Source organism: Actinoplanes sp. NPDC051388, from assembly GCF_055586225.1.
Genome location: NZ_JBVJIP010000021.1, coordinates 162,532 through 183,791, shown reverse-complemented (window position 1 = coordinate 183,791; position 21,260 = coordinate 162,532). Strand labels below are relative to the sequence as shown.

18 protein-coding genes are annotated in these 21,260 nt (G+C 73.2%); 2 read left to right on the top strand and 16 right to left on the bottom strand.

Annotated features, from left to right (window positions below; genetic code table 11):
- Window positions 1-179: 179 nt before the first annotated feature.
- The 8 genes from ACZ6TI_RS39805 to ACZ6TI_RS39770 form a co-directional block, all read right to left on the bottom strand.
- Window positions 180-758, bottom strand: coding sequence for a hypothetical protein (locus ACZ6TI_RS39805; protein WP_465350437.1), 579 nt, complete (start codon window positions 756-758; stop codon window positions 180-182).
- Between the two features lie 211 nt (window positions 759-969).
- A complete protein-coding gene (locus tag ACZ6TI_RS39800) occupies window positions 970-3,681 on the bottom strand; it encodes a bifunctional acetate--CoA ligase family protein/GNAT family N-acetyltransferase (RefSeq protein WP_465350445.1) in 2,712 nt (903 codons plus the stop codon).
- A 5-nt stretch (window positions 3,682-3,686) separates the two neighbouring features.
- On the bottom strand, window positions 3,687-4,568 hold the full coding sequence (locus tag ACZ6TI_RS39795) for a universal stress protein (protein WP_465350436.1): 882 nt from the start codon (window positions 4,566-4,568) through the stop codon (window positions 3,687-3,689).
- Window positions 4,569-4,673: 105 nt separating this feature from the next.
- Window positions 4,674-6,308 carry an ABC transporter permease gene (locus tag ACZ6TI_RS39790; protein ID WP_465350435.1) on the bottom strand — a complete coding sequence of 545 codons (1,635 nt, stop codon included), beginning with the start codon at window positions 6,306-6,308 and terminating at the stop codon, window positions 4,674-4,676.
- A complete protein-coding gene (locus ACZ6TI_RS39785) occupies window positions 6,298-7,209 on the bottom strand; it encodes an ABC transporter ATP-binding protein (RefSeq protein WP_465350434.1) in 912 nt (303 codons plus the stop codon). Before ACZ6TI_RS39785 ends, ACZ6TI_RS39790 begins: the two co-directional genes overlap by 11 nt.
- A 30-nt stretch (window positions 7,210-7,239) precedes the next feature.
- Window positions 7,240-8,217, bottom strand: a complete 978-nt coding sequence (locus ACZ6TI_RS39780) for an Acg family FMN-binding oxidoreductase (RefSeq protein WP_465350433.1) — start codon at window positions 8,215-8,217, stop codon at window positions 7,240-7,242.
- A gap of 83 nt (window positions 8,218-8,300) precedes the next feature.
- A complete protein-coding gene (locus ACZ6TI_RS39775; protein ID WP_465350444.1) occupies window positions 8,301-10,022 on the bottom strand; it encodes a GAF domain-containing sensor histidine kinase in 1,722 nt (573 codons plus the stop codon).
- Window positions 10,023-10,123: 101 nt separating this feature from the next.
- The gene (locus ACZ6TI_RS39770) at window positions 10,124-12,598 is read right to left on the bottom strand and encodes a cation-translocating P-type ATPase (RefSeq protein ID WP_465350432.1); all 2,475 of its coding nucleotides are present in this window, start codon (window positions 12,596-12,598) and stop codon (window positions 10,124-10,126) included.
- A gap of 134 nt (window positions 12,599-12,732) precedes the next feature.
- Between ACZ6TI_RS39770 and ACZ6TI_RS39765 the strand changes: the two genes are divergently transcribed.
- A complete protein-coding gene (locus tag ACZ6TI_RS39765; RefSeq protein WP_465350431.1) occupies window positions 12,733-13,374 on the top strand; it encodes a response regulator in 642 nt (213 codons plus the stop codon).
- A 25-nt stretch (window positions 13,375-13,399) separates the two neighbouring features.
- On the opposite strand, the gene ACZ6TI_RS39760 is transcribed toward ACZ6TI_RS39765, so the two are convergent.
- The 4 genes from ACZ6TI_RS39760 to ACZ6TI_RS39745 form a co-directional block, all read right to left on the bottom strand.
- Window positions 13,400-14,977, bottom strand: coding sequence for an ABC transporter permease (locus ACZ6TI_RS39760; protein WP_465350430.1), 1,578 nt, complete (start codon window positions 14,975-14,977; stop codon window positions 13,400-13,402).
- Entirely contained in the window at window positions 14,974-15,897 is a 924-nt protein-coding gene (locus tag ACZ6TI_RS39755) for an ABC transporter ATP-binding protein (RefSeq protein WP_465350429.1), read from the bottom strand. Before ACZ6TI_RS39755 ends, ACZ6TI_RS39760 begins: the two co-directional genes overlap by 4 nt.
- 26 nt (window positions 15,898-15,923) lie before the next feature.
- Window positions 15,924-16,304, bottom strand: coding sequence for a radical SAM protein (locus ACZ6TI_RS39750; protein ID WP_465350443.1), 381 nt, complete (start codon window positions 16,302-16,304; stop codon window positions 15,924-15,926).
- Window positions 16,305-16,791: 487 nt separating this feature from the next.
- Window positions 16,792-17,787 (bottom strand): Acg family FMN-binding oxidoreductase, encoded by a 996-nt coding sequence (locus ACZ6TI_RS39745; protein ID WP_465350428.1) that lies wholly within the window; start codon window positions 17,785-17,787, stop codon window positions 16,792-16,794.
- A gap of 241 nt (window positions 17,788-18,028) precedes the next feature.
- Between ACZ6TI_RS39745 and ACZ6TI_RS39740 the strand changes: the two genes are divergently transcribed.
- Window positions 18,029-18,718 carry a CBS domain-containing protein gene (locus ACZ6TI_RS39740; protein ID WP_465350427.1) on the top strand — a complete coding sequence of 230 codons (690 nt, stop codon included), beginning with the start codon at window positions 18,029-18,031 and terminating at the stop codon, window positions 18,716-18,718.
- A gap of 42 nt (window positions 18,719-18,760) precedes the next feature.
- Here the strand turns inward: ACZ6TI_RS39740 and ACZ6TI_RS39735 are convergent, their stop codons facing one another.
- From ACZ6TI_RS39735 to ACZ6TI_RS39720, 4 genes are all read right to left on the bottom strand, one after another.
- Window positions 18,761-19,585 carry a universal stress protein gene (locus ACZ6TI_RS39735; RefSeq protein WP_465350426.1) on the bottom strand — a complete coding sequence of 275 codons (825 nt, stop codon included), beginning with the start codon at window positions 19,583-19,585 and terminating at the stop codon, window positions 18,761-18,763.
- A gap of 162 nt (window positions 19,586-19,747) precedes the next feature.
- Entirely contained in the window at window positions 19,748-20,119 is a 372-nt protein-coding gene (locus tag ACZ6TI_RS39730) for a VOC family protein (protein WP_465350425.1), read from the bottom strand.
- A gap of 38 nt (window positions 20,120-20,157) precedes the next feature.
- Window positions 20,158-20,556 carry an arsenate reductase ArsC gene (locus ACZ6TI_RS39725; RefSeq protein WP_465350424.1) on the bottom strand — a complete coding sequence of 133 codons (399 nt, stop codon included), beginning with the start codon at window positions 20,554-20,556 and terminating at the stop codon, window positions 20,158-20,160.
- Window positions 20,549-21,259, bottom strand: coding sequence for an aquaporin (locus ACZ6TI_RS39720; RefSeq protein ID WP_465350423.1), 711 nt, complete (start codon window positions 21,257-21,259; stop codon window positions 20,549-20,551). The genes ACZ6TI_RS39725 and ACZ6TI_RS39720 overlap by 8 nt, the downstream gene beginning before the upstream one ends.
- Window position 21,260: the final 1 nt, after the last annotated feature.

Here is a 21,260-nt window from a genome sequence, read left to right as displayed (position 1 = left end):
CCCCCCCCCCCCCCCCCCCCCCCCCCCCCCCCCCCCCCCCCCCCCCCCCCCCCCCCCCCCCCCCCCCCCCCCCCCCCCCCCCCCCCCCCCCCCGCGTCCGGTTCAGGAACGCTTTTCTGGTAAGGAGAACGGGGCGGCATCCGGACTGATCCGGATGCCGCCCCCAGGGGTGCCCGCGTCTACTTGAGCCAGGGGCGACGCTGCACGATCGGCAGCCGGGCCCACCACTGACCCAGGCCGAGGGTGTCGCCCGCCGAGGTGAGCGCCAGGACGGCCAGGACGCCCGCGTAGATCAGGTGGTCGTCCATGAACGGGTTGTTCTCGGGCGGCAGCACCGCGCTCCACATGGCGAGGAGCAGAGCGGATCCGGCGATCGCGGCGATCCGGACGCCGACCCCGGCGAGCAGCGCGAAGCCGATGCCGGCGAGCCCGAGCATGAACAGCCAGTCGGCCCAGGCCGCCCCGGCGAAGCCCTGGTAGAAACCGGCCAGCGGGCCGCTGGTGGCCATGCCGAGGAAGCCCTTGGTCGGGCTGCCGCCGTTGATCCAGGCGTTCTTCTCCGGAGTGGCGAAGCCGAGGCCGTACAGCTTGTCGACGAACGCCCAGAGGAAGACCCAGCCGAGGGAGAGCCGCAGGCCGGCCAGCACATAGCGGGTGGCCTTCTGGACCGTGGTCTCGGCGGTGGTCGCGGTGGTTGTCGCGGCGCTGGTCCGGGCCTTGGCGGTGGTGCGGTGGATGGCGGCGGTCATGGTGTCCACGTCCCTTCGATGTCTTTGTCTCCTTCTATTCAGCACCGCCGATGGCCGTCCCGGAGAGTGCCGGTGTGCCGCTCACCGCAGGACCTTGGTCCCGTGCCGGGCGGGACCTTCGGAATCGCCCGGCGCGTTGGCCACGCTCACCGAGCCGACGCTGGCCAGCGCGTTGTACCCCTGGCTGCCCAACGGCGGGGGCGGTCATGGTGGTGCTCCTTCAGGTGCGCTCGGCCGCGCCGAGCCGGCGCAGCGTGGAGTCCGGCTCGGCGCCCACCGGCGCGAGCCGAAGTTTGGCGTCGACCGCGACGACCCCGCCGGGACCGGCCAGGATCGGATTCAGGTCGAGCTCGGCGATCTCCGGCAGGTCCTCGGCGAGACGGCCGAGACGGAGCAGGACGTCCTCGAGCGCGGCGGTGTCCACCGGCGGCGCCCCGCGGTAGCCGGTGAGCAGCGGCGCGGCGCGCAGGCCACGCCACATCCGCCCGGCGTCGAGGTCGGTCATCGGCACCAGCCGCAGGGCGCGGTCACCGAGCAGATCGGTCTGCACGCCACCGAGGCCGAGCATCACCACCGAGCCGAAGAGGCGGTCGTGCACCAGGCCGCCAACCAGCTCGACGGTGCCGGACAGCTGGTGCTGCACCAGGACTCCGGCGCCCGGGCCGCCGGCCGCCGCGACCGCGCCGAACGCCTCCCGGACGGATTCGGCGTCGCCCAGGCCGAGCCGGACGCCTCCGGTGTCGGTCTTGTGCACCAGGTCGGGGTCCGCCGACTTGAGGACCACCGGGTAGCCCGCCGCGCCGGCCGCGGCGACGGCATCGTCCGGGGTCGTCACGGTGGCGGTCTGCAGAATCGGTATTCCGTAGGCCTTGAGGATCGCGGCGGTGCGTTCGTACGGCTGCCATCCCGTGCCGTGCGCGAGCTCGTCCCGGATCAGCTCCCGGGCCGTGTCGCGGTCGACGCCGGTGAGGTCGGGCCGGCGGCCCAGCGGTTCCCGCCGCCAGGCCGCGTAGCGGGTGGCGTGCGCCAGGGCCGTCACCGCCTGTTCCGGAAGGCCGAAGACGGGAGCGCGGCGCCGGCCCAGGGTCGGCGCGTCGTCCGAGCCGCCGACCAGGACGGCGGCGATGGTCAGCTCCGGGTGCCGGTCCACGACCGGCGCCAGAGTCGCCATGATGCCGGCCGGCACGTTGGCCCGGGTGCCGATCACGACCAGCAGGAGGCTGTCCACCTCGCCACTGGCGGCCACCGCGTCGGCCGCGGCGGCGAAGGCAGCCGGCGTGGCCCCCGCTCCGAGATCGAGCGGGTTGTCGCTGCCGGCGGCGCCGGGCACCGCTGCGCCGAGCAGCTCGCGCAGCTCGGGGCTGAGCGAGGGGACGCGCAGCCCATGGCCCTCGGCGGCATCCGCGGCCAGGACGTTGAGACCGCCGGCGTTGCCGATGACGGCGAGCCGGTCGCCGGCCGGCATCGGCTGGTCGGTCAGCAGCCGGGCGGCGTCCAGCATTTCGCCCAGGGTGTCCGCCCGGACCACGCCCGCCTGCGCGAACAGAGCGTCCACAGTGGCGGCCGGCGCTGCCGCGGCCGCGGTGTGCGAGGCACCGGCCCGCTGACCGGCGGTCGAGCGCCCGCTCTTGACCGCGAGGACCGGCTTGCGCCGGGACAGGGCCCGGACGGTACGGGCGAACTTGCGCGGGTTGCCGAAGGATTCGAGGTACAGCGCCACGGCCCTGGTCGCCGGATCGTCGTACCAGTAGGCGATCAGGTCGTTGCCGCTGACGTCGGCCTTGTTGCCGAGCGAGACGAAGGTGGAGATCCCGCACCCACCGCGGGTCGCGCTGTCGATCAGCGCGATGCCGACCGCCCCGGACTGCGACGCGACCGCCAGCCCTCCGGCGGTCGGCGTGCCCGGCGCGAAGCTCGCGTTGAGCCGGACGGCGGGATCGGTGTTGGCGACTCCGAGGCAGTTGGGGCCGACCAGCCGGATGCCGTGCATCCGGGCCAGCCGGACCAGCTCGATCTGGCGCAACCGGCCCTGTGGCCCGTCCTCACCGAAGCCGGAGCTGAGCACGACGGCGGCTCGCACGCCGATGGCGCTGCCCTCGGACAGCACGCCGAGCACCTGGTCGGCCGGGACCGCGATCACCAGCATCTCCACCGGTGGCGGCAGCTCGCGGACGGATCGGTAGGCCGGGACACCGTCGATGCTGCGGCCGCTGCGGTTGACGGCGTACAGGGGGCCGGTGAAGCCGTAGTCGCGCAGGGCGTGCAGGGTCTCGTGGCCGACACCGCCGCGGGTGTGGCCCGCGCCGACCACCGCGACCGACGCCGGCGAGAGCACGGCCCGCAAGGAGGCGTGCTCGGCGGCGCGCTCGCGGCCGTCGACCGCGAGCATGGAGTCCTCCGCGCTGATGTCGGTGTTCAGGCCGATGTCGACGACCCCGTCGTCGAAGCGCGACCAGGCGTGCGAACTCAGGTCGTGGGCGACCCGGAGCATCGTGATGTTGCCCGGCAGCACCTCGCCGATCAGTTGCGTGACGCCCAGCGGTCGCGCCCGGGCCGCGAGGTGCTCGAGCAGCAGCGTGCCGACCCCGCGTCCGCGATGGGTGTCCGCGACGAACACCGAGAACTCGGCGCGGTGATCGGCGTCGCCCAGGCGTTCGCTGGAGACGACGCCGACCACGGCGCCGGCCTCTTCGGCGATCAGCGCCAGGTGCCGCTCGTCCGGCGGGTGGCACAGCCGGTCCACCTCGGCGGCCAGGGAACGGTCGCTGGGACGCACGAAGAAGCGCAGTCGCAGACTGTCCGGCGACGCCTGACCGAAGAGGTCCGCCAGCGCGCGCCGGTCGTCGCCACGGACCAGCCTGATGGTGATGATGCCGCCGTCCGCGGCCAGCGTGTCGACCCGCTCCGCGAGGTCTGCCCGGCCGGCGTCCATCGTGGTCACGACGTCTCGTCCGGGATCGGCCGGACGACCCACACCGGGCACTCCGCATGGTGCAGCAGTTGCAGGCCGGTGGAGCCGAGCAGCGCGCGGGCGATGGCGCCCCGGCCGCGGTTGCCGACGACGACCAGCTGTGCGTGGTGCGAGACACCGACGAGGACCGACGCCGCGCTGTTGTGTGAGATCAGGATCTCGACCGGGACCTGCGGGAATTTCTGCCGCCACGGACCCACCAGGATCTCCACCCTGGCGTGCTCGGCGGCGTCCTCCTCCGGCGTGTCGACCAGAGCGGGCATGATGTCGCCGAAGGTCAGCGGCGTCGGCGGCAGGAAGGTGCGGATCACGGCCAGCGCCGCGCTCCGGTCCGCGGCCGCCTGGAACGCGCTCCGCAACACCTGGTCGGCGGCGTCCGAGTCGTCCACGCCCACCGCGACCGGTCCGCCGGTCACCTCGTCGCGGCCACGGACGACGACGACCGCGCACGGGCTGTGCGTGGCCACGCGCTGGCTCACCGAGCCGAGCAGCAGACTCGCGAAGCCGCCCCGGCCGCGATTGCCGAGGACGACCAATGCCGCATTTCCGGCTATTTCCAGCAAGTGGGTGACCGGGTTGCCGAGAAGCGCCTCGGTCTCGACGGTGATCGATGGAGCGACATCTCGCGCCTGGCCCACCGCGTTCGTCACCACCGCGTCGGCGAGCTGCTTGGCGGCGTTCAGATATTCGTCCGCCGGGTCGTAGCGCGCCGCCGTCCACTCCCAGTCGAAGACGTGCACGATGCGGAGCGGAGCCTGACGGCGGTCCGCTTCCCGCGCCGCCCACTGCACCGCTGCTCTGCTCGACGCGGTGCCGTCGGTGCCCACCACGATCTGACTGGTCCTCATCGCACGCCTCCTAGGTCTCCTGATTCCATCGTCGGACTCGTCGATCTCCGGGGGCAGAGCGTGAGGTCCCGTCCCGGCGGGTCCTCCGGCCCCCGGCAGGGCGGCCTAATCCGCCTGCGGCCGCCGGGCGGCGAGGCCGACGACGGCGAGCGCCGCCGCCGTCCAGACGGCGATCACGCCCAGGTGGGCCCAGGCCAGTCCGGCGCCGCCGGTGTCCGGCCGGGTGGCGGTCAGCAGCGCCGCCATCAGGTGGCGCAGCGGGAAGACGTCGGCGACGGAGGTCAGCCACGCCGGCATGCCGGCGCCGCCGACGACGAACACCTCCGAGATGAAGGAGAGCGGCAGCAGGGTGCCCAGAGTTACCGCGATGACCGATCGGGCGGAGCGCAGCAGCCACACCACGGCCAGCCCGAGAGCGGCGAAGCAGGCCACCCCGAGGACGACGGCGAGCAGCGCCGCCGGAAGCCGCCACGGGTCGAGCCGGACGCCGAGGACGGTCACCGCGACGGTGCACAGCAGCGCGGCCGAGGACAGGCCGACGAGAAGAGCGGAGACCGCCCGGCCGGCGACCAGGAACCCGATCGGCAGGGGTGTTCCGCGCAGACGCAGCAGCACCCCCTGGGACCGTGCGCCGGCCACGCTCTCCGCCAGGTTGACATAGCCCGCCACCGCGACCGCGTAGGTGATCATGCCGGGCAACAGGTACTGCGCCATCCCGAGGCCGTGCACCGTGACATCGCCGAAGATCGACGGGAACAGAAGCAGCAGCACCACGGGGAACACCGCCGCGAAGAAGACCGACAGCGGGTCTCGGCGCAGGCCCAGCAGGGCGTACCCGACCTGGCCGTGGAGCAGGGCCACGGAACCGGGGCGCCCGGTGTCCCGCGCCGGCGAGAGCCGGGACGTCGTGCCGGTCCGGACCGCGGCGACCGGGCGACGAGTGGTCGCGGCCCCGCGCGGGCTCCAGCCGAAGCGGTACAGCGCGATCGCGGCTCCCACCACGGTCCAGACCGCCAGCACGGTGAGGTGGCCGGGCGAGAACCCGTAGCCCGGCCCCGGGTCGAACGTCGCCGCCATCGCCCCCGCGAAGTGCTTCAACGGGAGGATCGAACCGATGACCTCCAGGATTCGCGGGAGGTCGGCGCCCACGATGAACACGTCCGAGATGAACGCCAGCGGAATGAGCAGTCCCTGGGTGAGGGTCTGCGCGGCGAGGACGGTGCGGGTCAGCGAGGTGACGGCGAGCCCGAGAGCGGACAGGCAGACGATCCCGAAGACGAGGCTCAGCACCATGGCCGGGGTCTTCCGCCAGACCACCTGGACGCCGTACGCGCCGGCGCCGACCGTCACGAGCAGCAGCACCGAGGCGATCGAGGCGACCACGGCGGCGACGATCCGGGCGGCCAGCACCGCGGCGGCCGGCGCCGGTGACCCGCGAAGGCGCAGGAGCATGCCGCTCTCGCGAAGCGTGGCGGTGTCGATGGCCAGGAACGTGAACGCCGCCTCGGCGACCCCGAACACCGCGAACGGCGCCACCAGGGATTGGACGACCGGCACCCCCTGCGGTGTCCGCTCGTCGCCGACGATGGCCGCGACGATCACCAGGAAGCTGAGCGGGAAGACCACGGTGAAGAACGCCGGCACGGGGTTGCGCAGGAGCGCGCGCACGGCGTGCCCGGAGAGGACCCACCACGCGGGCGCGCGCACCACCGGCACGGCGATGCGCTGGTCAATGGTCATGACCAGCCCCGTCGGTGAGCGCCAGGTAGGCCTCCTCCAGCGTCGGCGGCGCCACCGTGAACTCGCCCAGATCGGTCCCGGTCTCCACAGCCCAGCCGGTGAGCCGCCAGGTGTCGGCCACCGTCGCGTGGGTCAGGATCCGCGCCGTCCGCCCGTGCACGTCCAGCCGGCCCGCGAGCTCCGGCAGCTGTCCGGCGGTGTACCCGGGCGGGATCCGGAACGTGATGGTGGCCGCCAGCGGCCCGTTCGCGCGCAGTTCGTCCGGGGTGCCGACCGCGACCAGGCGCCCGGCGCGCAGCACCGCGACCCGGTCGGCCAGCTCCTGCGCCTCCTCCAGGTAATGGGTGGTGAGCAGGACCGTGGTGCCGGTTTCCCGCAGGCGAGAGATCAGCTCCCAGGCGCGGTGCCGGGCCGCGGGATCGAAGCCCGTCGTCGGCTCGTCCAGGAACAGCAGGTCGGGCGCGCCGATCAGGCCCAGGGCGAGATCGAGCCGCCGGCGCTGGCCGCCGGACAGGGCCTTGATCCGTACGTCCGCCTTGTCGGTGAGCTCGACCAGATCGATCACCTCGCCGACGTCGTGCCGGCGGGGGTAGAGCGATGCCTGCAGACGGACCAGCTCCCGCACGGTGAAGTCTTCCTCGAAGCCCGCGGACTGCAGCACGATGCCGATCCGCTCGCGGTACGCCCGGCCCCCGGTCGCCGGATCGAAGCCGAGCACCCGGACCTCTCCGGCGTCCCGCGATCGGTATCCCTCGAGGATCTCCACGGTGGTCGTCTTCCCGGCACCGTTCGGGCCGAGCAGCGCGAAGATCTCGCCCGGGGCGACGGTGAAACTCACCCCGTCGACCGCACGCGTCGATCCGTACGAGCGAGCCAGGTCGCGCACCACGATCGCGTCCACAATGCACCTCCGGAACGGCCGGCCGGGTGTTCAGCCGGTCAGGAAATCCTCGAGCGGACGCCGCTCGGTCGGCCGACCGGCGACGCCGTACCCGATGCGCAACGCCATCTGTGGCGTGCCGCTGCGGCCCAGCGAACGACGTAGCTGGTCCCGGGCCGCGGCCACCTCGATCGGCTGCGACATCATCGAACTGGCCAGTCCGTCGTCGGTGATGGTCAGCAGCAGTCTTTGCAGGGCCTGACCGGCCACCAGCTGATCGATCGGCTGATTCGCGCCGGACCCGAGGACGGCGATCAGCGGTTCCGGCTCGAAGTCGCGTCCGGCGCCGCGGCGGCGATCGCCGAACGGGCGCTGCGGCAACATGTCGTGCGGTTCGGCGACGGGACCGCCGGCCGTCACCGGCACACCGTCCGGCGCCGCGTCCGCCTGCAACCAGCCGGACAGCTCCGCCTGGTAGGCGAAGTCGCGCCGGAGCACCCGGTCGGCGCTGGTGGCGATCTCGGCGAAGCCGGTGAGTGCGGTCATCCCGACCAGCAGATCGAGCCAGCAGCCCTCGGCCCGCACGGCGTCGATGAAGCGCACCCGGCTCGGCGAGGACACCGGGTCGGGCCAGAACGGCCGGCGGTTGCTGAAGCGTCGCGGGACGGCCGCGAAGAGGTCCCGTTCCGGATAGGTCGGTGGGCGGACCGGTCCGGGGGTCAGCCGGGCCAGGACGTCGGCTCCCGCGTCGTGCGGGCGCAGTAGCACCTCGGCCGGTTTGCCGGTGTTCGCGAGGGCCAGGCGGGCGTTGTAGATGGCCGCCCCGCCGGCGATGCGGACCGCCCATCCACCGCGATCCGCGATCTGGAGCTGGCGGGACGTGTCCGCGAGGACGTCTATGCCGCCGTCGCGCAGCCGGAATCTCCACGGCTGGCTGTTGTGCATCGACGGCGCACGGATCGCCGCCGCGGCAGCCCGCAGCAGGTCGGCTTCGTCATATCCGCTCTTGGTGGTCTTCGGCGCGGTCATCGTGGGAACCTCCGGTCCGGTCCCTTTCACCGTGCCGCTCGCGCACGCTCGACGTTCAGGGCCGAAAGACCCGACCCGCACGGTCAATCGCCGAGCGGAACCCGCCAGACGAGCAGGGTGCCGCCGGACTCGCGAGGACCGACCTCGAAGGTCCCGCCCATGTCGTGGGCGCGTTCACCCATGTTCACCACGCCGCCGCGGGCGAGACTGGGGTCGATGCCGGCGCCGTCGTCCTCCACCGAGAGGATGAGCTGCCCGTCGGTCACCCGGACGCTGACCCGCGCGGTGGACGCCCGCGCGTGCCGGGCCACGTTGGAGAGCGCCTCGCGGAGCACGGCGAGCACCTCCGGGACCACGTCGTCGGGAACGGCGCTGTCCACCGGCCCGGCGACGTCGAGGACCGGCTGGAAACCGAGGACTTCGGCGGCCGCATTGACCGCGTCGCGCATCTCGGTCCGGAGGGTGGTGTCGGCGGGCGCCCGGAGTTCGAAGATGGATCGCCGGATGTCGCGGATGGTGGCGTCGAGGTCGTCGACGGCGGCGTTGACCCGGGCGGCGGCCTCGGGCCGCAGCGCCTGCGGTGCGACGCCCTGCAGTTGCATCCCGGTCGCAAACAACCGTTGGATCACCACGTCGTGCAGGTCCCGGGCGATCCGCTCGCGGTCCTCGAGCACGACGAGCTGCTCGCGTTCCTCCTGGGCGCGCGCCCGCTCGAGGGCGAGCGCGGCCTGCCCGGCGAAGATCGACAGCAGTGCGGCATCCTCGTCGCGTGCGGCCGACGCCTCGCCCTGCGCGACGATCAGGACGCCGTGCAGGGTGTCCACCCCGGCCAGCGGAGCGGCCAGGCCGGCGCCGGACGGCATCGGGCCCGGCCACTCCGCCGCGGCCGCGAGGTCGTCGATGACCCGGTACTTCTCCCCGCCGAGCTGCTCGGCCTCGGCGCGGTCGACGGGGAGCAGTTTGCCCACCAGGTCGGCGGCGCGCGGGTCGGCGCCGTCGGCCACCTCGATCGTGTAGCGGGCGTTCTCCTCGTCGTAGAGCATGACCAGCACCAGCTCGGCGTCGGCGACCTCGCGGGCGCGCCGGGCGATCAGGCGCAGCGCCTCGGTGCGCCGGACGGTGCCCAGCAGCACCGACGTGATCTCGGCGGCCGCCGACAGCCAGCGCTCGCGGCGCTGGGCCAGCTCGAACAGGCGGGCGTTGTCGATCGCCACGCCGGCCGCTGCGGCCAGCGCGACCACGATCTCCTCGTCGTCGTCGGTGAACTCGCCGCCGCCCGCCTTCTCCGCCAGATAGAGGTTGCCGAAGGCCTGGTCGCGGGTGCGGACCGGAACGCCGAGGAAGCTGTGCATCGGCGGGTGGTTCGGCGGGAACCCGTAGGAGCGCGGATGCCGGGTGATGTCCGGCATCCGTACCGCATGGGGGTCGCTGATCAGCAGGCCGAGCACGCCGCGGCCGCGGGGCAGGTCGCCGATCGCGGCGTGCGCCTCGGCGTCGATCCCATGGGTGATGAAGTCGGAGAGGCGCCGGCGATCGGGCCCGATCACGCCGAGCGCGCCGTAGCGAGCGCCGACCAGCTCGCAGGCGGCCTTGACGATGCGCTGCAGGGTGCTGCGCAGATCGAGGTCGGAGCCGATGCCGACGACGGCGTCCAGCAGCGCCCGGAGCCGCTCCCGGCTGCTGAGGACCTCGCCCACCCGGACGAGCATCTCCTGCAACAGCTCGTCCAGCCGGACCCGCGACAGCGGGCTCAGCCCGAGTGACGGCGGGTCGGAGCGCTTCTCGTCCATCGGTCCCGACACCAGGACAGGGTAGTACCCGGGCGGCTCGCGCCAGCCTTCCTCGGCGGCGCGCGAGTCCTGTCCCGGAGTGCCCTCCGGCCCTGCCGACCGGGCCGGCGCCGTCGTCAGCGGCGCACCAGGCGCAGCGCCAGGCCCGGCAGCGCCCCGGCCAGGGCACAGCCCAGCAGCTCCGGCGCCGTCAGAGCCTGCGTCCCCAGCAGCGTCTGCAGCGGCGGCAGGAGCACCCCGGCGACCTGCAGCCCGCCGGACAGGACGACGGCGCCGATCAGCGACCAGTTGCGCGGGCTTCCGGCCCGCGCCCGCGCGCGCACCGCCAGCGCGACCCCCAACTGCGCGAGCCCCAGCACCACGAACACCACCGACTGCCACGGGCGGTCCAGCTCATGCGCCACCAGCCCGGCGGCGAGCACCATCCCGGCGATCGCCAGGCCGCCGATCAGGACGCTGCGCAGCAGACCGTCGCCGAGCACCGACTCCTGCGGTGACCGCGGTGGGCGGTTCGCCACGTCCGACTCGGCCGGCTCCGCGCCCAGCGCCACCCCCGGCACGCCGTGGGTGAGCAGGTTGATCCAGAGGATCTGGCCGGGCGACAACGGCAACGGCAGGCCCAGGAACGGGCCGACGAGCATCACCAGGAGCTCGGCCACCCCACCGGACAGCGCGTATCGCAGGAACCGGCGGATGTTGTCATAGATGCGGCGGCCCTCGCCGATGGCCGCCGCCACGGTCGCCAGGTTGTCGTCGACCAGAACCAGATCGGACGCCTGCCGGGCGACCTCGGTGCCGCCGCCCATGGCCACCCCGATGTCCGCGCGGCGCAGAGCCGGGGCGTCGTTCACCCCGTCGCCGGTCATCGCGACGACGTGTCCCTGCCGTTGCAGCGCCGCGATGATGTCGAGTTTCTGCTCCGGTCGCGTGCGGGCGAAGACCCGTGCGCCGGTCAGGTCTCCGTCGGCCGGCGATCCGGTGTCGCCGCGCACCACCCGATCTCCCGGCTCCAGGATGCCGAGCTGCCGGCCGATCGCCGCGGCCGTGCCGGGGTGATCGCCGGTGATCAGCAGCAGAGGCACGCCCGCGCGGTCGAAGGCGGCGACCGTGTCGCGCGCATTGCCACGCGGCGGATCGCCGATGCCGACCAGCCCGGCCGGGACGAAGCGCGCATCCGGGCCCGCGGCGATCGCGACGGCCAGCACGCGCAGACCGTCGGCGGCCAGATCGGCCGCGGCGGACAGCAGGTCCCGGTCGGCACGCTCGTCCAGCACGGCTTCCGGCGCGCCCTTGCGGATCGTCAGCGACGTTCCGTCCGGCCGGCGGTGCACCGTGGTCATGTGCCGGGTGGCCTGGTCGAAGGGATGCTCGGAGATCCGCGGCGCGTCGCCGCGCTCGCGCCGCCGATCCAGCCCGCATCGGGCCGCGAAGGCGAGCAGCGCGGCCTCCATCGGGTCGCCCAGCGCGGTCCAGTCCGGGCGTTCGTCGCTCGGCTCGGCCAGCTCGGCGTCGTTGCACAGCAGCGCGGCCCGGGCGAGCTCGCGCAGGTCGTCCGGCGCCGGCACCGGAACGCCGTGCAGCCGGATCTCGCCGTCCGGGGCGTAACCGGCGCCGGCGATCGCGTACCGGGTGCCGTCGGCGGTGATCGCCTGCTGCACCGACATCCGGTTCTCGGTGAGCGTTCCGGTCTTGTCCGACGCGATCACCGTCACCGAGCCCAGCGTCTCCACCGCGTGCAGCCGGCGGGGGATGGCCCGGGTCTGCGCCATCCGGCGCGCGCCGAGCGCGAGCGAGAGGGTGACCACCGCGGGCAGCGACTCGGGCACCGCGGCGACGACCAGGCTGACCGCCGTGATCGCCATCCGCACCAGCGGTTCGCCGGAGAGCAGCCCGAGGGCGAAGACCACGCCGGAGACGGCCACGGCGGTCAGCCCGAGCACGCGGCCGAGGCCGGCGATCCGGCGCTGCAGCGGGGTGGGGCCCGGCCGGGTCTGCGACACGAGCGCGGAGATCCGGCCCAGGGCACTTCTTGATCCGGTACGCACGACGACGCCGGTCGCGCGGCCGATGGTCAGCACCGTCCCGGCCGACACCTCGTCGCCGGCGTCCCGGGACACCGGCACGGACTCCCCGGTCAGCGCCGACTCGTCGAGGCTCACCCGGTAGGCGTCCCGCAGTTCGAGGTCCGCCGGGACGATGTCGCCCGCCTCCAGCCGGACGACGTCGCCGGTGACCAGGTCGACGGCCGGCACGATCACGTCGACGCCGTCGCGGACCGCTCGGGCGGCCGGCGCGGCGAGCTGATCGAGCGCCGCGATGGCATGGTCGGCGCGCACCTCCTGGACCACGCCGATCGCGGTGTTGACGGTGATCACCAGGATGATGACCGCGGTGTCCGGGTAGTCGCCGAGCGTGGTAGTCACCACGCAGGCGATGATCAGCAGGGCCACCAGCGGATCGGTGAGCTGGCGCAGGATCCGGCCGAAGACACCGCGCGGCGGTGGCGCCGGCACCGCATTCGGGCCGTCCGCACGCAGCCGGGCGGCCGCCTCGGCCGTGCTCAGGCCGGGCAGGGTCGTGGCAGATGGCACCGGGATCCTCCGCTCGATGGGGTCTCACCACCGAGCGTCTCGGCATCGGACACCCGTGCGGCAGGGCCGACCCGGGTCGTACGACGGGACCTTCGTCCCTAGGTCCCGGGCCGGTCGCCGGGTAGAAATAGCGTATGATCCGTGTCTTCCTGCTCGACGACCACGAGGTGGTCCGCCGCGGCCTGGCCGACCTGCTGCATGCGGCGGGCGACATCGAGGTGGTCGGCGAGTCCGGCTCCGCCCAGGAGGCGACCCGGCGCATCCCCGCCCTGCGGCCGCACGTGGCGGTGCTGGACGCGCGGCTGCCGGACGGCAACGGCATCGACGTGTGCCGGGACGTGCGCGCGGTCGACTCGTCGATCAAAGGCCTGATCCTGACTTCGTACGAGGACGACGAAGCCCTCTTCGCGGCCATCATGGCCGGCGCCTCGGGCTATGTGCTGAAGCAGATCCGGGGCACCGACCTGGTCGACGCGGTCCGCCGGGTGGCGAGCGGGCAGTCGCTGCTCGACCCCGCGGTCACCCAGCGGGTCCTGGAGCGCATCCGCAACGGCGTCGAGCAGCCGCGCGAGCTGGCCGGCCTGACCGATCAGGAGCGCCGGATCCTGGAGTACGTGGCGGAGGGGCTGACCAACCGGGAGATCGCCGGCCGGATGTTCCTGGCCGAGAAGACGGTGAAGAACTACGTGTCCAGCCTGCTGTCGAAGCTCGGGCTGGAACGCCGCACCCAGGCCGCGGTGCTCGCCACCCGCCTGCTCGGCGAGCACCCGCACTGACCGCCGGCCCGGATCGCCGCCGAGCTCAGTAGCCGACGTCGCGGCGGCGGAGCCCGGCGTAACCGATCGTCAGGAAAGCCACCACGATCACGCCGGTGACGAGCAGCGGGCCGGCGGTGAGCGGGTCGAGCGGCACCAGGGGCGTCTGAGCGAAGGGCGACGCGCGGGAGGCCCAGGCGGGCAGGTCGAAGGAGTCGGCGAACAGCAGCACCACCGCGCAGTAGCCGATGACGCTCCAGGAGAGCACCGCGGCGGGCCGGGGCAGCCAGCCGATCACCAGCACGACGAAGGCGACGACCAGCCACACCGCGGGCAGGTAGACCAGGGCCACGCCGATCAGCCGGGGCACCTGGCCGGGGTCGGAGACGGTCAGGGCGTAGGCGATCCCTTCGCCGAGGCCGATCGCCACCATGGCGAGCGCGGTGCCGGCCAGTGCGACGCTCAGGTGCCCGGCCAGCCAGGTCAGGCGGCTCGTCGCGGTGGCGAGCACCGGCTCGGCGTGGCCGGAGGTCTCCTCGGCGCGCAGGCGCAGCATGCTCGCCACCCCGAACGCCGCGGCGATCAGGGCGGACATGCTGACGGTCAGAGCGAGGTACGCGTCGACGATGCTCGCGGCGCCGCCGGGCAGGAACTCGACGATCTCGGGGTTGTCGGCCACGTACTGCTCGATGCTGTTGCCGATCGAACCGTAGGCCGCGCCGAGCAGCGCGAGACCGGCCAGCCACCCGATCAGCGCGGCACGCTGCAGGCGCCACGCCAGGCCGAAGGCGCCGGCGAGCAGGGGGGAGGCGGCGGCCCGCCCGGGCCGGGCCGCGATCAGGCCGGCGCCGAAATCGCGACGATCGAGCAGGGCGCCGGCGAGCGCCACCAGGACAACGGTGACGGCCAGCGGAATCAGCAGCGGCCACCATCGGTCGCCGGTGTAGGGGAAAGCGCGCTGACCCCAGCCGATCGGGGAGAGCCAGGACAACGTGCTGTTGCCGGTGTCGCCGGCGGCTCGCAGCGCATATGCGGCGCCGAGCACGGCCGCGACACCGCCGTAGACGGATCTGGTGTTCTCGAAGAGCTGGGCGGCGACCGCCGTCAGCGCGGCGAAGGTGAGCCCGACAGCGGCCGCGGCGGCACCGAGCAGCACCGATCCGCCGACCGGCAGGCCGGTGCCGGCGGCCGCGGCGCAGATCAGGGCGCCGGCGGCGAGGTCGGCCAGGCCGGCGAGGGCCAGGGCGGCGGCCAGCGGGGCGCGGCGGCCGATCCGCGCCGACCGGATCAGCTCGGCCCGGCCCGCTTCCTCGTCCGCACGGGTCTGCCGCCCGACGAGGAACATGTTCATCAGCGCCAGCACGATCGCGACGAAGGCGAAGACCTCGAAGACGACCTCGCCGCCGATCGAGCCGAGCAGTTCGGGGGGTCCGCTCATCGCGATCACGGCGGTGTTCCCGCCGATCGTCTGGCGGAGCTTGGCGAGGTCTTCCGCGGTGTCGTAGAGGCTCTGGCTCTGGGTGGACTGCACGAGCACGAGCAGGGTGGCGCCGAGCAGCCAGAACGGCAGCCCTCGCCGCTCCCGGCGCAGCATGAACCGCAGCAGGGTCAGGGTCCCGGTCACGAGGAGACCTCCGCCGCGGCGGGCTCGTCGTCACCGTAGTGCCGCAGGAACATCTCCTCCAGGGTCGGTGGCGTGCTGCTCAGGCTGCGCACGCCGAGCGGCGCGAGGCGGCGCACCACCGCGTCGAGCTGGGCGGTGTCCACATCGAAGCGCGCGTGGTGGTCCTCCACCACGACGTCGTGCACGCCCGGCAGGGCCTCGATCCCGACGAGTGCTTCGCCGGTCTCGACGACGATCGACGTCCGGGTCAGATGCCGGAGCTCGGAGAGCGTGCCGGACTCGACCGTGCGGCCGGCGCGGATGATCGTCACCCGATCGCACAGCGCCTCGACCTCGGCGAGGATGTGGCTGGAGAGCAGCACGGTCCGGCCCTCGTGCCGCATTTCCTGGATGCATTGCTGGAAGGCCGATTCCATCAGCGGGTCGAGTCCCGAGGTGGGTTCGTCGAGCAGCAGCAGCTCGGCGTCCGACGCGAGCGCGGCGATCAGGGCGACCTTCTGCCGGTTGCCCTTGGAATAGGCGCGGGCCTTCTTGCGCGGGTCCAGATCGAAGCGGTCGAGGAGTTCGTCGCGGCGGCGCCGGTCGAGCCCGCCGCGCATCCGGCTGAGCAGGTCGATCACCTCGCCGCCGGTGATGCCCGGCCAGAGGGTGACGTCGCCGGGCACGTAGGCCAACCGGCCGTGCAGGGCGACCGCGTCGGTCCACGGGTCGCCGCCCAGCAGCCGGGCGGTGCCGGAGTCGGCGCGCAGCAGGCCCAGCAGGACGCGGATGGTCGTGGTCTTCCCGCTGCCGTTGGGCCCGAGGAAGCCGTGCACCTCGCCGGCCGCCACGGTCAGGTCGAGCTCGTCCAGGGCCTTGCTCCGGCCGAAGGACTTGGTCAGGGCCGAGATTTCGATCGCGGGACCGGTGGAGACGCTCATGGACACCCCTCGGGACGGCGTGCAGCTCATGACACTGTCAGACCCCGGGATCGAAACACATCGCATGCCCGCTCCGTCGTCGCGGCATCGGGGGGTGGAGTGCGAGCCAGCGGGAAGTCTAGACCGAGGGCGGCGTACTTGGCGGCCCCGAGACGGTGGAACGGCAGCACGTCCACTCGCTCCACGGTGCCCAGGCCGGCGACGACGGCGGCCACGGCGTCCACGTTGTCCGGTGCGTCGGTGAGCCCGGGGACGAGCACGAACCGTACCCGGATCGGGATGCCCCGCTCGGCGAGCCGGTGTGCGAAGCGCACGGTCGGCTCCAGCCGGCCGGTCCTGGTCACCCGCCGGTAGGTCGCCGGATCCCCGGACTTGATGTCGAGCAGGACGAGGTCGGTCGCGTCCAGCAGCGCGTCGTCCGCGCGATCGCCCAGAAATCCGCTGGTGTCGAGCGCGCTCCTCGCGGTCGCGGATCACGTCGGCGTCCGAGAAGAGTCCGTCCAGAGTCGAACACGCCGTCGTTGTGCGTCTTGCGATACCTGGAGAAGATCAGTCCGGACTGCCGGTGTACGGCCGGACGTTGTCGTGGACGAACGCGGCGACGTCGATCGCATCGCGCCAGGCGACACCTCCGAAGCCACGCCACGCACCGAGCGTTTGCTGGACCATCACTCCTCCTCGGATCCTGGTCAGGGCAGCAGCACGAGCCGGGCCGGAACCCGGGCGGCCACGTCGCGGTGAGCCAGCCGGCGGACAGGGCGAAACCGGCGCCGAGCCAGTCGCGGCGCTCGTTGCCCGGCCCGTGCAGGATCGCGAAGACGGCCGCCCGACGGTGGGTCTCCGCGATCAGTTCCGCGCCGGGCCGGCCGACATCACGCACCCCGTCCCGTCCCGTCAGTCGCCGAACACGATGGCGTCCGTCGGCGTGCGGCGCGGCGTGGCGGGCAGCGGTGGGCCGCCACTCACATAACCGAGCCGGACCGCGACGTAGGGCTCACCGATCTGGGACAGCAGGCCGCGCAGCAGCTGCCGCGGCCAGGCGGCCTCGACCGCCTCGCTGAGCGGTGCGGTCGAGAGCCCGTACGCGGTGGCCAGCAACAGCAGAGCGGACAGCGCCTCGCCGGCGTGGAGCAGGTCGACGGGCTGGTCGCCGGTTCCGAAGATCACGACGTACTCCGCGCCCTGGTCGTAGCCGTCGCCGACCGGCAAAACCTCGGCGCCCTGCGGCGCGAACTCGCGGACCGGGACTCGCCGCAGCGCCGCCTCGACGGCGGTGGCGGGCGGAACACCGTCGCCGGTCCAGGCCGGACGGTTGGTCCAGCGGGTCAGTTCCGAGCGGTACGCGGGATCCAGCGACTCGGCCTCGGCCGCCCGCTCGGTGGACAGGGCCAGCAGCGGCACGTCGTCGTGCGGCACGACGTGCAGGTAGGCACCCTCCGCCTCGACCGCGCGGCGGAGGGCGGTCAGCTGCTCCTCGGCGATGGGCCGTTCACCGAAAGCCCGGCGATCAGTGTGCCGACGGCGGATCGCGTCGGCCATCAGCACGGCGTCGGGTGCGGGCTTCGTCGCCTCGCCGAGAGTGATCCGGGCCAGCACGTCCGGTTCGGCCTCGTCCGGCAGACGGTCGACCACCGCGTCCCACCCCGCGGTGGTCAGCGCCACGCGGGCGTGATGCAGGGCCCCGCCACAGCTGATCAGGAGGAGCCGGCCGTCCGGATCGGTGGCCGGCAGGCGCCGCTCGGGCTCCACCTCGAGGCTCATGGTGGTGCCGCTGATGCGCCACTTCCACGGCTGGGTGTTGAACACCGACGGCGCACGCAGCGAGGCGCGGGCGGCGGATTCGAGGACGGCGCGCGCGTCCCGGCGCGCATCGGCGGATGACGCGATCATGGTGGAACCTCCGGTTTCGGTCCCCTTCACAGTGCCTGTGCCCGGTGGCGCCGGAGCAGGGCCGAAGGTCCCGAGCAGACCGGCCGGATGCCGTCGCGACAGGTGTCGGACGCCAGCCGCGCGAGGCGCCGCCCGCTCGGCGCCGCCGGGTCCTCGGTCCCGCCGAAGAGGGCCGGTCGACCCTCACCTCCGGTCCGGGCCGCGCCTAGCGTTCTGCTCGACAGCTGAGGGAGGAACCGTGATGAAGAACTGGCGCGTGGACGACGTGATGACCACCGCGGTGGTCACCGTCCCCCGGACCGCGACCTATCGCGAGCTGGTCGATCTCCTGGTGGCGCACCGATTCAGCGCCGTGCCGGTGGTGGACGAGTTCCGTCGGGTGACCGGCGTCGTGTCCGAGGCGGATCTGCTCCGCAAGATCGAGTACGCCGGCGACAGCGAGCCCCGGTTCTTCGAGGGCCGGCGCCGCCGTGGCGATCGAGCCAAGTCCACCGGCCGGACGGCCGCGGAGGTGATGAGTTCGCCCCCGGTGACGGCTGTCGCCGGCACCTCCATCGCGGCCGCCGCCCGACTGCTCGACGGCGAGCAGGTCAAGCGGCTGCCGGTGGTCGACGACCTGGGCCGGCTGGTCGGCATCGTCGCGCGCTCCGACCTGCTCAAGGTGCACCTGCGCCCGGATGACGACATTCGGGCCGACGTCGAGTCCGGCGTGCTGGACTCGCACTCCGGCGGCGAGGCGAGCGTGGTGGAGGCGGCTGTCACGGCCGGCATCGTGACCCTGACCGGCCGGGTCGACCGGCTGTCCACGAAGAACCTCGTGGAGCGGCTGGTCAGTCAGGTGCCCGGGGTCGTCGACGTGGTGAACGATCTGGAGTTCGACTACGACGACAGCGCCATCCTCGGCACCGGGATCATCTACGGCATCGCCTGACACACACCTACCGAGATGGGGCCGTTCACCTGGTGAACGGCCTCATCGCCGGGCCGGCCGGACGATCAGCACCGGGCAGTCCGCGTGCTGCAGCAGGTGGTGTGCCGTCGAACCCAGGAACGCCGGATCGAGGACCCCACGTCCATGGCTGCCGACGACGACCAGGCGCGCGCTCCGCGAAGCCCCGGCCAGCGTGGCCGCGGCGCTGTCGCGAGACAGCCGCACGGTGGCCACGACCTCGGGGAACTTCTCCCGCCACGGCAGCAGCCGTCTCTCGATGTCCGGCGGTGTCCCGGTTGCCGACTGCAGAGCGGCCCGCACCACGGTCAGGGTGCTGCCCTCGCCCTCGGCGATGTCGAACGCCGTCGCCAGCACCTCGTCGGCCAGGCTGGAGTCGTCGACACCGGCGACGACGGGCCCGTCCGTCGGGGCGGTGTCCCGGCGTCCGCGCACGATCACCACCGGGCAGCCGGCGCCAAAGGCGAGGCGGGAGCAGACCGACCGGCCCAGGACGTCGCGGAAGCCGCTGGTGCCACGGGTGCCCACCACCACCATCCGTGCGTGGCCGCTCATCTCGAGCAGTTCCGGGACCAGCTTGCCGACCCGGGTCTCCGCGGTCACCGCGACGTTCGGCGCCACTGCGCGCGCCCGCTGGACGGCGTGTGCGACGACCGCGTCCGCCAGCGTCCGGCCGTCGTCGAGACAGCTGGCAGCGCGGCCGTCCGGTTCGGCTCCCCGGTCGGCGTCGATCACGTGCACGATCTGCAGCCCGACGCCCTGGCGGTCCGCCGCCCGCGCCGCCCACGCCACTGCCGATCCGCCGGTCCGGTCGCCGTTCACGCCGACCACGATGTCGTTACGCCACATGGGTCTGCCCTCCGAGTCGTACCCGATCCTCCTGCCCCTCGGCGCTGATCGACAGGGTGACGGGACCCGTCCAGGCGGGCCGGAAGACCTTCCACGAGGGCCGGAGACATCGCGTCAATGCGCGAGTTGCTTCGACCTGAGCGATCCCGAGCCCGGGTGGGCTCAGTTCACCGGCGGAGCCCAGGAGGGACGCCTGATCAGGCAGAACGGGTGGCCGGCCGGGTCGGCGTAGACATGGTCGCCGGGCAGCGGGCGTGCGCCCAGCGCGAGGACCGCCTCGCTCGCCGCGCTCTGGTCGTCGACCATCACGTCGAGGTGCATCTGCTGCGGCACGTCGGGCTTGGGCCAGGTCGGCGGGGTCTGGTCGGTGGCGCGCTGGAAGGCCAGGCCGGAGGTCGTGGTGTTCGCCGACACCACCGTGAAGTCGTCGTCGGCGTGGGTGATCGGCTCGCCGAGAACGGCGCTCCAGAAGCGGGCCTCGGCCATCGGGTCCGGGCAGTCGACGATCAAGTGATGCAGCCGTCCGATCGGCATCGCTGTCACCTCCGTGGTGGAAGCGGGCTGGTCGCGCCTCAGACTAGACCGGCCAGCAGGCGCTCGACCCGGGACCTGATCTCGTCGCGGATCGGCCGGACCGCCGCGACACCCTGGCCGGCCGGGTCGTCGAGTTTCCAGTCCTCGTAACGCTTGCCGGGGAAGATCGGGCAGGCGTCGCCGCAGCCCATGGTGATGATGACGTCGGAGTCCTGCGCGACCTCGTACTCGAGGATCTTGGGGGTTTGGCCGGTGATGTCGATGCCGACCTCACGCATGGCCTCGACGGCGGCGGGGTTGATCGTCTCGGCCGGGGCCGACCCGGCGGAGCGGACCTCGACCCGGTCGCCGGCGAGGTGGCGCAGCCAGCCGGCGGCCATCTGGGAGCGGCCGGCGTTGTGCACGCACACGAACAGGACGCTGGGCTTGTCACTCATGGATTGCTCCTTCGGATGCGCGGACGGCGGGATAGAGGACCAGCAGCAGACCGGTGCCGGCCAGCAGCCCGATCAGTTGAGCGGCGATGAAGCCGGGCACGGAGGCCGGTGCGATGCCGGCGAACGTGTCGGTGAAGGCGCGCCCGACGGTGACCGCCGGGTTGGCGAAGCTGGTGCTGCTGGTGAACCAGTACGCGGCGCCGATGTAGGCCCCGACGGCCGCCGGGGCCACCGTGGCGCGGCCGGAGCGGGCCAGCGCGAAGATCAGCAGCAGCAGGCCGGCGGTCGCGACGACTTCGCCGAGCCACAGGTGTCCGGCGCTGCGGTCCTTGCCGGAGAAGCTCACCGCGGCCAGGTCGAACATCAGGTTCGCCAGCACCGAGCCCGCGATCGCGCCGAGGATCTGTGCCACCGCGTAGCCGCCGAGATCGGCGGCGGTCAGGCCGGTGCGGGCGCGGCGCCCGAGAAACCAGTCCGCGGCCGACACCACCGGGTTGAAATGTGCTCCGGACACCGGGCCGAAGGTCAGGATCAGCGCGCCGAGGGCGAACGCGGTGGCGATCGAGTTCTCCAGCAGCTGCAGGCCGACGTCGCCGGGTGACAGCGTGGTGGCCATGACGCCGGAGCCGACGACGGCGGTGACGAGCAGCGCGGTGCCGACGAACTCGGCCAGCAGGCGTCGCCACAGTGGGGTCCGGCGCATG